We start from the raw sequence: 13543 nt of genomic DNA, 5'->3' as shown, positions 1-13543 counted from the left end.
GTGGACCGCGTCGGATTCGCCGCGCGTCACGCGCGCACCCCGATTCCGAGAAACTTCAACTTGAAGGCGCGCACGCACGACCGGCAGTACCAGCCGCCGTCGCCCTCGTAGGGCTCCAGGTCCTCCTCGCCGCAGTACGGGCAGTGGAAGGGGACGGCTCGCTCGCTCATCCGCTCCTCCTCGCCCGGCCGTGCGCCCGGCGCGTCCCCGGGAGGCCGGTCTGGCGGCCGCTCACTTCAGGTCCGCGTCGTCGGCGCGCTGCACCCAGTCGGAGAAGGTCTCGTCGTCGTCCTTCTTCTGCTCCTCGAAGTTGCGCAGCACCCGCTCCACGTAGTCGGGAAGCTCCTCGGAGGTGGTCTTCAGGCCGCGGACCTTGCGGCCGAAGCCCGGGTTGACGCCCAGCGAGCCGCCCAGGTGCACCTGGAAGCCCTCGACCTGCTCGCCCTTGTCGTTGACGACGAGCTGGCCCTTCAGGCCGATGTCGGCGACCTGGATGCGCGCGCAGGAGTTGGGGCAGCCGTTGACGTTGATGGTCAGCGGGTTCTTGAAATCGGGCAGCCGCTGCTCCAGCTCGTCGATCAGGTCGGCCGCGGTGGCCTTGGTCTCGACGATGGCCAGCTTGCAGAACTCGATCCCGGTGCACGCCATGGTCTGGCGGCGGAAGGTGGAGGGGTTGACCTGCAGGTCGCCGGCCTCCAGCTCGGCGACGAGGCTGTCGACCTGGTCGGGCGCCACGTCGAGGATGACCATCTTCTGCTCGACGGTGGTGTGCACCCGGTTGGAACCGTGCCGCTCGGCGATGTCGGCGATCAGGTGCAGCCTGTCGCCGTCGAGGCGGCCCACCTTCGGCGCGAAGCCGACATAGAAGTTGCCGTCCTTCTGCGGGAAGACGCCCACGTGGTCCCTGCGGCCGCCGCGCGGCTGCTCGGGCGCGGGGCCGTCGGGCAGGGCGTGGCCGAGGTACTCCGTTTCCAGGATCTCCCTGAACTTCTCCGCGCCCCAGTCGTTGATCAGGAACTTGATCCGGGCACGGTGCCGCAGACGGCGGTAGCCGTAGTCGCGGAAGATGCCGATCACGCCGCCGTAGGCGGGGGCGACCTGCTCGGGGGTGAGGAAGACCCCCAGCCGCTTGCCGAGCATCGGGTTGGTGGACAGGCCGCCGCCCACCCACAGGTCGAAGCCCCGCTCGCCCTTCTCGTTCACGACGCCCACGAACGCCACATCGTTGATCTCGTGCACGGTGCAGTGCGCCGGGCACCCGCTCACCGCCGACTTGAACTTACGCGGCAGGTTGGAGAAGGCGGGGTCGCCGATGTATGTGTCGTAGATCTCCTGGACCTGCGCGGAACCGTCGAGGACCTCGTCGGTGTCGATCCCGGCCAGCGGGCAGCCCAGGATGACGCGCGGGGTGTCGCCACAGGCCTCCGTGGTGGACAGGCCCACCGACTCAAGGCGCTTCCAGATGTCCGGGACGGCCTCGATCTCGATCCAGTGGAGCTGGATGTTCTGCCGGTCGGTGACGTCGGCGGTGCCCCGGCCGTAGAGGTTGGAGATGTCGGCGATGACGCGCAGCTGCGCCAGGTTGAGCCGGCCACCGTCGATCCTGACCCGGAGCATGAAGTAGCGGTCGTCGAGCTCCTCCGGCTCCAGGATCGCGGTCTTGCCGCCGTCGATCCCGGGCTTGCGCTGGGTGTAGAGCCCGAACCAGCGCATCCGGCCGCGCAGGTCGGAGGGGTCGATGGAGTCGAAGCCGTGTTTGGAGTAGACGTCGATGATCCGCTGACGGACGTTGAGCCCGTCATCGTTCTTCTTGTTCTCCTCGTTCTTGTTCAACGGTTCGCGGTAACCGAGAGCCCACTGACCTTCGCCGCGCGGGCGCTTGTGGTGTCGGTTGACCGGCCGGGCCGGGGTCGTCATGTGCGCGTCCTTTTGAGGCTCGATGGGATGATTTCCGGACGCGCACGGGCGGCACCTCCCGCCTCATCGTCGAGTGCGGGGGTCGATTACTCAGAGGAGGACGCCTGTTACGCGGCCGAGCTGGGTGAAATCAGCAGGGGGCGACGGTTAACGGACGTCACAACAGATGGCGCTGCGGACACGCAGGAGGTCGACGTGGCGTCGCACGACGAGCAATGGGTCCGCTGGCATGTCTCCGACGATACCTTGGTGACAGTGGATGTCCAATGTCAGGTCCACAATCTGGACGCGAGGGCGAGCTCCGGGTCCGGATCACCCCTGGCGCGGCCAGCCCAGTGCCGACTCCCGGGGGCGGTCGGCGGGCTTGTGCTGGCAGTCGCACCACGAGCCACCCCGGCACCTGTCGTGCCGCCGCTCCTTGCACTCCTCACAGATCATGCCTCCATTCTGCGCCGCCACCTTACCGACACGTCACGCTGGTATGCGGCGAGACCGCGAGGGCCCGGACGGCGGTCGCGCAGGCCTTCACACTCCCCGAGCTGGGGTGTTGCGACGACCACTAGAAAGGAAGCCCGTCTCCCTGCTGCCGCTGGGCGCACGCATCGTCGACAGCGACGACGCCGAGGCGTTTTACCACAGGTAATCCGGGCAGGTGGGCGAGATTCGATCGTTGCCCGCCTGACTCGTGATCAAGCACGGCTAGGAATACCGTTGTGTGGCATGACGTCCACTGATGCCCCTGCCCAGCGGCCCGGGCCCAAACGGCGCCCCTCGCGCGGGCTCGGGACATGGCTGCGCGAGGGGCTCGGGTGGATTCGCGGTATGGACGTCTGGGCCCGGCTGCCGGCGCTGCTCGCGTGGATTCGCGGAACCGACCTGTGGGCGCTGGTCACCGCCACCACGAACGCGGGTGTCACCTACCGGGTCACCGGCCTGGCGGGGGAGGCGGCCTTCTTCGCGCTGCTGTCGCTGCCGCCGTTCATGCTCGGCCTGGTCGGCGTGCTCGGTCAGCTGACCCGGGTGTTCGGCCCCGAGACCGTCAAGAACGTCAGTGACTGGATCGACCAGCAGGCCCACCTGCTGTTCACGGACAACGCCGTCGACACCGTCGTCACCCCGCTCATCGAGGACGTGCTGAAACCCGAGAAGCAGGTCTCGCTGATCTCCCTGGGCTTTCTGCTCGCGCTCTGGTCGGGCTCGCGGGCGCTGTTCGTCTACGTCGACCTGATCTCGGTCGCCTACGGTCTCGGCGAGGAGCGGGGCATCATCCGCACCCGCCTGATGTCCTTCGGGTTCTATCTCGCGGGCCTGCTGATCGGGCTGGTGGTGATGCCCGTGCTCGTTCTCGGCCCCGCCGCGCTGCGCGGCGCCCTGCCGGCCGACTACGCCGCGCTGGTCGACGTCCTCTACTGGCCGGTGGTCGTCATCGGTTCGGTGATCTTCCTCACCCTGCTCTACCACGTGAGCGTGCCCGTACGCACGCGCTGGTGGCGCGAGCTGCCCGGAGCGGTGCTCGCGCTCGTCATCTGGATCGCCTGCGCCGCCGTGCTGCGCGCGGTGCTCGCCGCCTGGTTCTCCCCGGTCTCCATCTACGGCTCGCTCGCCGCGCCCATCGCCGTGCTGATGTGGCTCTACATCACCGCGCTGGCCGTGCTCATCGGGGCCACGCTCAACGCCGAGGTCGACCGGCTCTGGCCGGTCGACGGCGCAGGTCGCGCCAGCCGCACGGGTTAGTCCGCTATCGTCTATGCGGCAACTGGCGCATAGGGTGGGAGAGACCACCGGGGAGCTGAAGGGCGAGAAGGCCGAGCGCCTGGGTCTTCGCGCGATGTCGACGATGACAGGGGAGTGAAGGCGCATGAGTGCTCTTTCCAGCGTGGATCCGCAGATCGCCGAGCTCATCAAGGCCGAGGAGCGGCGGCAGGCCGACACGGTCAAGCTGATCGCTTCGGAGAACTACGTCTCCAAGGCCGTCCTTGAGGCCACGGGCACCGTCCTCACCAACAAGTATTCCGAGGGCTATCCCGGCAAGCGTTACTACGAGGGCCAGCAGGTCATCGACCAGATCGAGACCATCGCCATCGACAGGGCCAAGTCCCTGTTCGGGGTGAACCACGCCAACGTCCAGCCCTACTCGGGCTCGCCCGCCAACCTCGCGATCTACCTGGCCTTCCTGAAGCCGGGCGAGACCGTGATGGGCATGGGCCTGCCCTTCGGCGGCCACCTGACCCACGGCTGGTCGGTCTCGGCCACCGGTAAGTGGTTCAACCCGGTCCGCTACGGGGTTCGCAAGGACACCGGACGCGTCGACATGGACGAGGTGCGCGAGATCGCCCTCCGTGAGCGACCCAAGGTGATCTTCTGTGGTGGTACCGCGATCCCGCGCACCATCGACTTCCCGGCCTTCGCCGAGATCGCCCGCGAGGTCGGGGCCGTGCTCGCCGCGGACATCGCGCACATCGCGGGCCTGGTGGCCGGTGGCGCCCACCCGTCGCCGGTCGGTTACGCGGACGTCATCTCCACCACCACCCACAAGACCCTGCGCGGGCCCAGGGGCGCCATGCTCATGGCCACCTCCGACGAGCACGCCACCGCCCTCAACAAGGCGGTCTTCCCCGGCCTGCAGGGCGGCCCGCACAACCACACCACCGCGGCCATCGCGGTGGCGCTGAAGGAGGCGGCGACCGACGAGTTCAGGGACTACGCCCGCCAGGTCGTCCTGAACGCCAAGGCGCTGGCCGAGGAGCTCAGCAGCCGCGGCTTCGACCTGGTCTCCGGTGGCACCGACAACCACCTCATCCTGTTCGACCTGAGCCCCAAGGGCATCGGCGGTAAGCCCGCCGCCCAGGCCCTGGACAAGGCGGGTCTGGAGACCAACTACAACACCGTGCCGTTCGACACGCGCAAGCCGTTCGACCCGTCGGGCATCCGCATCGGCACCGCGGGCGTGACCAGCCGCGGCATGGGCGTCGCCGAGATGCGGCAGATCGGCGCCTGGATCGACCAGGTCGTCACCGCCCTGGCCAAGGACGAGGACGAGGCCAAGCACGTCATCACCCGAGTGCACGGCGAGGTCAGGGAGCTCACCTCCCACTTCCCGGCCCCAGGCATGTGACCGAGCCCTCGCGGACGGTGCGCCGGGCATGCCCGGGGCCGTGCCGACGAGGCTGAACAGATCTTCGCGGGCCGGATCCGTCGCCGGATCCGTCGCCGGAGGCGTCGGGGCTCCGGGACGTCATGCGTCCCGGAGCCCCGACGCATCCCCGGGGGCCTACGGCCAAATGGGTTTGCGCCGGGCGGGAGAGGCTGCGCTAAGGTTCTCCCGAAGACGTCGTTCGAGAGACGGACGGCTGTGAGCCACGAGGAGGTGGAGATCATGCGGGTTGTTCTGACGATCCTGTCATCCACCGACCTTCGGGTGCCCGCCTAGCCGATTCGCGACGGGGCACCCGGCCTTCCAAAAAGGGTGTACCCACGTTGTCTTCGCCATTCATCTCTTCATCGGCCGCTCTCACCGCGCTCGGCTGGACCGACTTCTTCGCCGCCGAACTCCCCGCCGGTCTGACTCCCGCCCGGGTGTCCCGCGTCGATCGCGGTGCCGCCGAGGTGCTGACCGCCTCCGGCCGTCTCCGGGCCGACTACGGTGCCCGGGTGCGGCGTGAGGCCGCCGCAGATCCGGTGGCCCTGCCCTGCGTCGGTGACTGGGCCGGGCTCCGCCGGCTGGCCGAGGGCCGCTTCGAGCTGGAGGCGCTTCTGCCCCGGCGCACCGCGTTCGTGCGCGGCGGTGTCGGCCGGGTCTCCAGGAGCGGGCTCTCCGGTGACTCCCAGGGGCAGGTGCTCGCCGCCAACGTCGATGTCGTCTTCGTCGCCGAGCCCGCACTGCACGCCACGGACACCGCCGATCTGGGCAGGATCGAGCGGCTGCTCGCGCTCGCCTGGGAGAGCGGGGGCCGTCCCGTGGTGCTCGTCACCAAGTCCGACCTGATCGGCGAGGGGCTCGACTTCCTGCTGAAGGAGGTGGCCACGGCTGCGCCGGGGGTGGATGTGCACCCGGTCTGCTCCGTCACCGGGGAGGGGGTCGGTATCGTCCGCGGCTATCTTGAGGGCACGCGCACCGCGGTGGTGCTCGGGGCCTCCGGCGCGGGCAAGTCCACGCTCGTCAACGCCCTGGCGGGGGAGGGTGCCATGGAGACCCAGCAGGTCAGGTCCGGCGACGGCCGGGGGCGTCACACCACTGTGCACCGCGAGCTCATCCCGCTGGCGGGAGGCGGGCTGATCATCGACACGCCGGGTATCCGCCGCATCGGCCTGTACGACATGGGCGAGGGCGTGGACATGGTCTTCTCCGACCTGGAGGAGCTCGCCGAGCGCTGCAGGTTCGGCGACTGCCGGCACGACAGCGAGCCGGGCTGTGCGGTGCTCGCCGCGATCGAGGACGGCACGCTTCCCGAGCGGCGGCTGGAGAGCTGGAACAAGCTGCAGAGGGAGGCCGCGTGGATGGCCTCTCGGAGTGACGCGCGGCTTCGCAAGGAACTGCAGAACAAGTGGAAGGTCATCCACAGGGAGATGCGGAAGCCGGGCCGTAGCAGGCCGTGAAACGCGGGAAGCGCCCGCCGTGCGGCTGTCTGTTCCAGGCGTCGCACGTGCGGGGCCCGACACGACAACGTGTGATCTCGCAGGGGGTGCGCGAGATCACACGTGAGGGGAAGCCGGGTGGAGGTACTGCTCAGGCGACGGCGCTGATGCCGGCGCTGGCGGCGCGGCGCATACGACGGCGACGCTCGGAGGCGCGCTCGTCCTCGTTCAGACCGCCCCAGGTGCCGTACTTCTCCGGACGGGACAGCGCGTAGTCCAGGCACTCGGCGCGAACGGGGCATTGGGCGCAGATCGCCTTGGCCTTACGTTCGCGGATGTCACGCTCGGGCTGACGCTCACCGTCGGGACCGAAGAAGAGCACGAGGTCCTCGCCCCGGCACGCGGCGTCATCCTGCCAGCCCCAGCTGGGCCGAGGCCGGGCGGTCTGCCGACGTACCTGAGACATGAGAAAACCACCTTATAGTTGAGAGGTATTTCTGGTTGATGCCGCATTTGGACGCTTGTGGCGTCCCTGGATCCAACGCCTGGATAGGCCGTGATGTTCCCTCAGGTCAGGTCAGCGCGGACGTGGCGTACAGCACAGGGGTGAGCCTGTCCAGCGCTACCAGCCGGTAGGTAGTGATCGTATCGGCGCAAGCCGTACCACATGGCGTTGTCAGCGTCATGGGTTCAACCACTACCCGAAAACGAGCGCCACTACCGCGCACAAATACCTCGGTGACGGCGCCGTCTGACCTGGAGGATTCCACGGCCACTCCGTCAACCGAGAGTTCGCCCGTATGAATGCGGATGAAATGCTCAGCGGCTTGCAGTGGCTCAGGGATGCCTGCGCGTCCCCGGAAACGGTCGAGAATGATCTCGCCGGACCGGTACGCGTTGGCTGCCGCGATCGCAGCAGCCTGAGACATGCTGCCGTAGTAAAGCCCGTGTGGCAAGCACACGAGGTTGGCGGCGTATCGATCGCCGCCAACATGTGATGTTTCCCATACTGTGTCCGGCAATGATTTTGCCAAGGACCTAGCCAGGGGTAGTCCAATGCGGGCGCAGCACGCGTTGCGCTTGGCATGCGTGCAGACCAGAAAAACCGGCTCACTCACAAGTATGCAGGACTCCGGGACCACTCCGGCCACCACGCTGTCAAGGTCAAGATCGTCTGGACCTGCGACGACGCCCTCGGCGATCCATGGTTCGGCGGTGACGGAGTTGGCGACCATGACGTGAATGCCGGTTTCCACGGGGTTTCTGCGACCCGGGCGGCGGATCAACTGGGACCGGACGCCGAGCCGCGTGGCCCGTTTGATAAGAGTGTGAACGCCCTCAGGAAGTTTGCAGTCTTCGAGGTGGGAGGCCCAGGGGCCGGAGTGCTCGATCAGCAGCCAGAAGCGGGCTCCGACGGTCGCGCTGGCGTGGACCGGCAGTTCGCCGGTATGGCAGCCCCGGGGATGCGCGCATCCCTTGCCCGCCGTATCCGCCATGCTCGCGCCACCGCCCGTGATCACTCTCTCTCCTCGCTCTAGGTTAGGCAAGACTAACCTAATGGTCGGGTTGAGGTGGCGGAGGGGGAAAACGATCGTAGGTGGGTAAAAGCGTGCCGGCGGTGTCAGTAGGCCAGTGCCGCGCGAGCCAGGGGGAGGGCGGCCTCGCGGTCGGAGGGGACGAGGCCGATCCTGGTCCGCCGGTCGAGGAGGTCGTCCACGTCCAGGGCGCCCTCGTGCCTGACCGCCCAGACGAGCTCGGCCCCCGTGACCCCGGTCGGGCCGGCCTCGGCCAGCCATGGCTCGCGGGCCATCAGCGCCCGCAGGGCGCCCGCCTCGCTCCCGTACCGCTCCAGCAGCCGGTCCGTCCCCCTGCCGTTCCCCCTGTCCGGGCTGACGGCCCCGACGAGGGGCAACCTCGCGGTGCGGCTCCGGCCCGCCTTGAGCCCGCCCAGCGACACCGCCCGGTCGACCGCGTCCTCGGCCATCCGCCGGTACGTGGTCAGCTTGCCGCCCACGACCGTCACCATCCCGTCCGGCATGGCCAGTAGCGCGTGCTTTCTGGACAGGTCGGCGGTGTGGCCGTCGGCGGCGAGCAGCGGCCGCAGCCCCGCGTAGGTACCGGCGACGTCCTCGCGCCGTATCGGCTCCTCCAGCACGGAGTTCAGGACGGTGAGCAGGAAGGTCACGTCCTCCTCCGGCGCCTGCGGGATGTCCGGGACCGGGCCGTCCACCGGCTCGTCGGTGAGGCCGACGTAGACCCGTCCGTCGGGCTGGGGGAGCACCAGCGCGAACCGGTTGCTCTCGCCGGGGATCGGCACGTGCAGCCCCGCGGCCATGCCCGGCAGCGTCTCGGGTCGCAGCACCAGATGGGTGCCGCGCGAGGGGCGCATCCGGATGCCCGGGTGGAGCCCGGCGGCCCAGACCCCGGTGGCGTTGACCACCGTTCTGGCCCGGAGGGTGAAGGCGTCCCCGCCGAGCTCGTCGCGGACCAGCGCGCCCTCGCCGGACACCGCCAACGCCCGGCAGCGGGTCAGCACCCTCGCCCCCCACCGGGCGGCGGTCCTGGCCACGGAGACCACCAGGCGGGCGTCGTCGGTCAGACGCCCGTCCCACGACAGCAGGGCGCCGCGCAGCCCGCGCGAGTCCAGCGGAGAGGCGAGGGCGAGCGCCTGCTGGGCGGAGATGCGCGAGGGGCCGGGAAGGAGGTGCCGGGGCGTGTGCGCCGCGATCCGCAGCCCCTCGCCGAGCCGGTACCCGGTCATCACCAGCGCCGCGTGACGGCGGGAGACCGCGGGGACCAGCGGCAGCAGGTAGGGCTGGGCCCTGACCAGGTGCGGCGCGATGCGGCCGAGCAGGTGGCCGCGCTCCACCGCGCTCTCGTACGCCACCCCGACCTGTCCCCTGGCCAGATAGCGGAGCCCGCCGTGGATCATCTTTGAGCTCCACCTGGAGGTCCCGAACGCCAGGTCGTGGGCGTCGATCGCGGCCACGGAGAGGCCTCGGGAGGCCGCGTCGAGTGCCGCCCCGGCACCGGTCGCGCCCAGCCCCACCACCAGCACGTCCACCACGAGGTCGCGGACCTCGGCGAGCTCGCGGGCGCGGCGGGCGGCGTTGAGAGAGGATTTCACGGTCGCAGGTACCTTTCCAGGAGCGTGGCGAGCTCGGCGTCCAGATCGTCCCTGGTGAGCGGGTCGAGCATGGTGGGGCCGGAGAGCAGGAACGACTGGGCCGTCAGCAGCACGGCCCTGGCCAGCCTCGCCGCGTCACCGCCGCGCACGGTGCCGAGCTCCTGTCCTGCGGTGATCGCCGACTCGACGAGGCCGAGCATGGCCTCGTGGCTTGAGCCCCGGCGATCGAGCAGGTAGGGCAGGAGCAGCTCGGGATCGACCTCGACGATCTTTCGCCAGAGCGGGTGATCACGCAGCGCCCGCACCACCGCCACCGCCGCGGTGACCGGATCCTCGGTGGCGAATCGGCCGGCGACGCGCACCCACTCGCGGGTCATCAGGTCGGCGACGAGAGTGCGCATGTCGGGCCAGTGGCGGTAGATCGTCATGCGGGACACCCCGGCCCGGCGAGCCACGTCGGTGAGTGTGGCCCGCCGCACCCCCACCGCGAGGACCACCTCGCGGGCGGCGTCGAGGACCTGGTCGCCGCTCTCCGCGGCCGCATTGTGACGAATGGACGTCATATGTCACAGTGTAGGGGTGGAAAAACCGACGAGTGCCGCGGAACCCATGCTCTGGTCCGGCTGGGGCGATCCCGCAAAGGCCGCCGACCTGCCGGAACCGATCCGCAAACTGCTCCACGAGATGCTGGGCGTGCGTCCGCCGCGGGACCGGGCCGCCGACTTCGGTGAGGTGCGCCTGCCCGCCGTGGCACTGTCCCCGCCGGTCCTCACCGAGTTGCGCGGTGTCGTCGGCGCCGACCACGTGCGCTTCGACGACGACGCCCGCATCCGGCACACCCGCGGTAAGTCCACCCCCGACCTGCTGCGCATGCGCGCCGGAGACGGCTCCGACGCGCCCGACGCGGTGGTGCTGCCCGGCTCCCACGATGAGGTGCTGGCGGTGCTGGCGACCTGTGCCGCGCACCGGGTCGCGGTGGTCCCGTTCGGCGGCGGCACCTCCGTGGTCGGCGGCCTGGTCGCGACCAGGCAGGGCTTCACCGGTGTCGTCGCGCTGGACCTGGCCCGGCTGAACCGGCTGGTCGCCGTGGACGGCGAGTCGATGGTCGCCGAGCTGGAACCGGGGCTGCGCGCCCCGCAGGCCGAGCAGCTTCTGGCTGGGCACGGGCTCACCCTAGGACACTTCCCGCAGTCGTTCGAGTACGCCACGCTGGGCGGTTTCGCCGCCGCCCGCTCCAGTGGCCAGGCCTCGGCCGGCTACGGCCGCTTCGACGACATGGTCGTCGGCATGACCGTGGCGACCCCGCGCGGCACTCTCGACCTGGGCCGGGCGCCCAGGTCGGCCGCCGGTCCCGACCTGCGTCAGGTGATCCTCGGCTCGGAGGGGGCCTTCGGTGTGATCACCTCCCTGAGGCTCCGCGTCCGGCGCGCGCCCGCCGAACGCGTCTACGAGGGGTGGCGGTTCGAGTCGTTCGCGGCGGGCTCGGCCGCGCTGCGGCACCTGGCCCAGGAGGGCGCCGTGCCCACGGTGCTGCGCCTGTCCGACGAGACCGAGACGATGATAGGCCTGGCCAGGCCGGGCGAGATCGGCGCCCTGTCCGCCGACGCGGGCTGCCTGGCCGTCGCCGGGTACGAGGGCTTCTCCGAGGTGCCCGCGCTGCGGGAGCGGGTCGCCGCCGTGGCGTCCGGGCTCGGCGGCGTCTACCTCGGTCCCGATCCGGGCGAGTCGTGGGCCCACGGGCGCTACTCCGCGCCCTACCTGCGCGACTCGCTGCTCGCCGCCGGGGCGACCGTCGAGACGCTGGAGACCGCCGGATTCTGGTCCAACCTGCCTCGCCTGTACGAGGCCGTGCGGCTCTCGCTGCGCGCCTCGCTCGGCTCACCGCTGGTGATGTGCCACGTCTCCCACGTGTACGGCACCGGCGCCTCCCTCTACTTCACGGTCGTGGTGGCGCAGACCGACGACCCCGTCGGGCAGTGGGAGGCGGCCAAGCGGTCGGTCAACGAGACGATCGTCGGATCCGGGGGCACCATCTCGCACCACCACGGCGTCGGCCGCGACCACCGGGAGGCCCACGCGGTCGAGATCGGCGACCTGGGCGTGGAGATCCTGCGCGGGATCAAGGACAGGCTCGACCCCGAGGGCATCCTCAACCCGGGTGTCCTGGTCGCCCCGGAGAGGCCTGTCTCCTGAGGCTCGTCTCCTGAAGCCCTTTTCCCGAAGGTATTTTCCCGAAGCCCTTTTCCTGGAGGCCGTCAGGAGGCACCCGTTGTGAGGCCCGCCTTCCGGGCGGGTCTCCCGGAGGTCGCCCTCCGGCTTCCGGCTCGGCCGCCGCCGAACGGGACAATCCATCTTTCTTACCCGTGATCCGGGTGCGACTCCTTAAGATCATTGCCAAGATAGGGTCATGGTCGATGTCGGGCAGGCAGCGGAGCGCGGGCGTGAGGTCTCCTCCCGGGTGTCCAAGGAGGGCGCGGGCTGGTCCTGTTCGCGGAGGGGAACCTTCGAGGAACTGCTGCCCAGCCGGAAGCCCTTCTCCTGGCTCGATGTGCGCACGGTCTGGCGCTCCAGGAACGAGGTCCTCGCGGCCCTGTTCGGAGACCCGTCGGGGCAGGTACGGGCGCGCTGGGTGGCATCCCAGCGTGCCCGGGGGGTCGATCCCTCCTTCCGTATCCCGGTGGACGTCGGCCCGGAGTTCTCCTTCCTGGTTCTCGGTGACACCGGGGAGGGCGACTCCTCGCAGTACGCCGTGGTGCCGGGCATGCTCAGGATCGGTGAGGACACCGCCTTCGCGGTCATCGCCAGTGACGTGATCTACCCCACGGGGGCGGGGAACGAGTACGAGGACAAGTTCTTCCGCCCGTACCAGGACTACCGGGCGCCGATCTACGCGATCCCCGGCAACCACGACTGGTACGACGGGCTCGGCGGCTTCATGCGCGTCTTCTGTGACGCCCCGTCCCTGGCGGCGGAGAGCGAGGGGGGCAGGCTGTCGCCCTCCGGGTTGCGCGGCCTGCTCTGGCACAGGCCCGAGAAGATCGACGAGGCCCGGCTGGCCAGGGCGCGCGAGCGACGGGCGAAGCCTGAGCAGCAGGCCGCGCAGCCGGCGCCCTACTGGGCGATGGAGACCCCCGGGCTGCTCATCGTCGGCGTGGACACCGGGATACGCGGCGACATCGACGCCGAGCAGGAAGGCTGGCTGCGCGAGGTCTCCCGCGACCCCCGGCCCAAGGTGCTGATCACCGGAAAGCCCATCTACACCCGCAACGACTACAAACCGTCGAAGCTGGCCGGGGGCGGCACCATCGACGACATCGTCACCGACCCCGCCCACAACTACGTCGCGGCGATAGGCGGCGACGTGCACAACTACCAGCGCTTCCCGATCAAGGTAGGGGAGCGGACCATCCAGTACATCGTGGCGGGCGGCTCAGGGGCCTTCATGCACGCCACCCACACCATCCCCCGGGTCACCGTCGGCGGCCTGCACGAGGACGACTACAGGTGCTATCCGCTCCGCGGTGACTCGCTGTCGTTCTACAGCAGGCTCTACAGCGACCGGCTGCGCATGCGCTGGCTCTACCTCACCCCGGACGAGAGCTCGGCGCTGATGTCCCGGCGGATCGGCAACACCCCGGTGCGGGACATCCCGGCCGTGCCGATCACCCGGCGGATGAGATGGGCGGCCAGGATGCTCGGCGGCTGGCCGATGCCGTTCCGGCTTCCGGTGGGCAGGATCTTTCACCGCTACCTGTCGGAGCTGTCGGACTGGGACACCCCGCCGTTCTTCAAAAGCTTCCTGCACGTCTCGGTGACGCCCGAGGTCTTACGGATCCGCAGCTTCGCCGCCACCGGGTGCCTGCCACAGGAGATCGAGCCCCCGCTCGAGGACGAGATCGTCATACCGCTCGTCTGAACCGGAAT

General features: G+C 69.7%; 13 protein-coding genes and 1 riboswitch. Of the genes, 5 read left to right on the top strand and 8 right to left on the bottom strand.

What is annotated here, in order from left to right:
• Positions 1-26: 26 nt before the first annotated feature.
• The 4 genes from OG884_RS03395 to OG884_RS03385 form a co-directional block, all read right to left on the bottom strand.
• Positions 27-170 carry an Insertion element protein gene (locus OG884_RS03395; RefSeq protein WP_326642032.1) on the bottom strand — a complete coding sequence of 48 codons (144 nt, stop codon included), beginning with the start codon at positions 168-170 and terminating at the stop codon, positions 27-29.
• Positions 171-231: 61 nt separating this feature from the next.
• On the bottom strand, positions 232-1917 hold the full coding sequence (locus OG884_RS03390; protein WP_326642030.1) for a nitrite/sulfite reductase: 1686 nt from the start codon (positions 1915-1917) through the stop codon (positions 232-234).
• A 147-nt stretch (positions 1918-2064) separates the two neighbouring features.
• Positions 2065-2148 carry a putative leader peptide gene (locus OG884_RS37390; RefSeq protein ID WP_350917820.1) on the bottom strand — a complete coding sequence of 28 codons (84 nt, stop codon included), beginning with the start codon at positions 2146-2148 and terminating at the stop codon, positions 2065-2067.
• Between the two features lie 81 nt (positions 2149-2229).
• On the bottom strand, positions 2230-2355 hold the full coding sequence (locus OG884_RS03385) for a hypothetical protein (protein ID WP_326642028.1): 126 nt from the start codon (positions 2353-2355) through the stop codon (positions 2230-2232).
• A 282-nt stretch (positions 2356-2637) separates the two neighbouring features.
• Between OG884_RS03385 and OG884_RS03380 the strand changes: the two genes are divergently transcribed.
• The 3 genes from OG884_RS03380 (at position 2638) to rsgA (ending at position 6513) form a co-directional block, all read left to right on the top strand.
• The gene (locus OG884_RS03380) at positions 2638-3651 is read left to right on the top strand and encodes a YihY/virulence factor BrkB family protein (RefSeq protein ID WP_326642026.1); all 1014 of its coding nucleotides are present in this window, start codon (positions 2638-2640) and stop codon (positions 3649-3651) included.
• 8 nt (positions 3652-3659) lie between these two features.
• Positions 3660-3743: riboswitch (ZMP/ZTP riboswitch) on the top strand.
• Between the two features lie 32 nt (positions 3744-3775).
• Entirely contained in the window at positions 3776-5032 is a 1257-nt protein-coding gene (glyA, locus tag OG884_RS03375; RefSeq protein ID WP_326642023.1) for a serine hydroxymethyltransferase, read from the top strand.
• A 362-nt stretch (positions 5033-5394) separates the two neighbouring features.
• Positions 5395-6513, top strand: coding sequence for a ribosome small subunit-dependent GTPase A (rsgA, locus tag OG884_RS03370; RefSeq protein WP_326642022.1), 1119 nt, complete (start codon positions 5395-5397; stop codon positions 6511-6513).
• A 130-nt stretch (positions 6514-6643) separates the two neighbouring features.
• On the opposite strand, the gene OG884_RS03365 is transcribed toward rsgA, so the two are convergent.
• The 4 genes from OG884_RS03365 to OG884_RS03350 all read right to left on the bottom strand — a co-directional run bounded on the left by OG884_RS03365 (position 6644) and on the right by OG884_RS03350 (position 10182).
• Positions 6644-6958 carry a WhiB family transcriptional regulator gene (locus tag OG884_RS03365; RefSeq protein WP_012893126.1) on the bottom strand — a complete coding sequence of 105 codons (315 nt, stop codon included), beginning with the start codon at positions 6956-6958 and terminating at the stop codon, positions 6644-6646.
• Between the two features lie 106 nt (positions 6959-7064).
• Positions 7065-8012, bottom strand: coding sequence for a sucrase ferredoxin (locus tag OG884_RS03360; protein ID WP_326642007.1), 948 nt, complete (start codon positions 8010-8012; stop codon positions 7065-7067).
• Between the two features lie 101 nt (positions 8013-8113).
• Complete coding sequence (locus OG884_RS03355) at positions 8114-9619, bottom strand: glycerol-3-phosphate dehydrogenase/oxidase (RefSeq protein WP_326642005.1); 1506 nt, start codon at positions 9617-9619, stop codon at positions 8114-8116.
• A complete protein-coding gene (locus OG884_RS03350) occupies positions 9616-10182 on the bottom strand; it encodes a TetR/AcrR family transcriptional regulator (RefSeq protein ID WP_326642003.1) in 567 nt (188 codons plus the stop codon). Before OG884_RS03350 ends, OG884_RS03355 begins: the two co-directional genes overlap by 4 nt.
• Before the next feature lie 46 nt (positions 10183-10228).
• Here OG884_RS03350 and OG884_RS03345 point away from each other — a divergent pair, with 46 nt between their 5' ends.
• On the top strand, positions 10229-11812 hold the full coding sequence (locus tag OG884_RS03345) for an FAD-binding oxidoreductase (RefSeq protein WP_326646845.1): 1584 nt from the start codon (positions 10229-10231) through the stop codon (positions 11810-11812).
• A gap of 214 nt (positions 11813-12026) precedes the next feature.
• Positions 12027-13535, top strand: a complete 1509-nt coding sequence (locus OG884_RS03340; protein ID WP_326642001.1) for a metallophosphoesterase family protein — start codon at positions 12027-12029, stop codon at positions 13533-13535.
• Positions 13536-13543 lie beyond the last annotated feature (8 nt).

The sequence above is a fragment of the Streptosporangium sp. NBC_01755 genome, from assembly GCF_035917995.1.
Classification (GTDB): Bacteria; Actinomycetota; Actinomycetes; order Streptosporangiales; family Streptosporangiaceae; genus Streptosporangium.
Note: the sequence above shows the minus strand (reverse complement) of the source record. Positions and strands in the feature narration are given on the sequence as shown.

Coding starts and splice junctions, on each gene's coding strand:
- OG884_RS03395 (WP_326642032.1), bottom strand. CDS start 170: ATGAGCGAGCGAGCCGTCCCCTTCCACTGCCCGTACTGCGGCGAGGAG.
- OG884_RS03390 (WP_326642030.1), bottom strand. CDS start 1,917: ATGACGACCCCGGCCCGGCCGGTCAACCGACACCACAAGCGCCCGCGC.
- OG884_RS37390 (WP_350917820.1), bottom strand. CDS start 2,148: ATGCCAGCGGACCCATTGCTCGTCGTGCGACGCCACGTCGACCTCCTG.
- OG884_RS03385 (WP_326642028.1), bottom strand. CDS start 2,355: ATGATCTGTGAGGAGTGCAAGGAGCGGCGGCACGACAGGTGCCGGGGT.
- OG884_RS03380 (WP_326642026.1), top strand. CDS start 2,638: ATGACGTCCACTGATGCCCCTGCCCAGCGGCCCGGGCCCAAACGGCGC.
- glyA (WP_326642023.1), top strand. CDS start 3,776: ATGAGTGCTCTTTCCAGCGTGGATCCGCAGATCGCCGAGCTCATCAAG.
- OG884_RS03365 (WP_012893126.1), bottom strand. CDS start 6,958: ATGTCTCAGGTACGTCGGCAGACCGCCCGGCCTCGGCCCAGCTGGGGC.
- OG884_RS03350 (WP_326642003.1), bottom strand. CDS start 10,182: ATGACGTCCATTCGTCACAATGCGGCCGCGGAGAGCGGCGACCAGGTC.
- OG884_RS03345 (WP_326646845.1), top strand. CDS start 10,229: ATGCTCTGGTCCGGCTGGGGCGATCCCGCAAAGGCCGCCGACCTGCCG.
- OG884_RS03340 (WP_326642001.1), top strand. CDS start 12,027: ATGGTCGATGTCGGGCAGGCAGCGGAGCGCGGGCGTGAGGTCTCCTCC.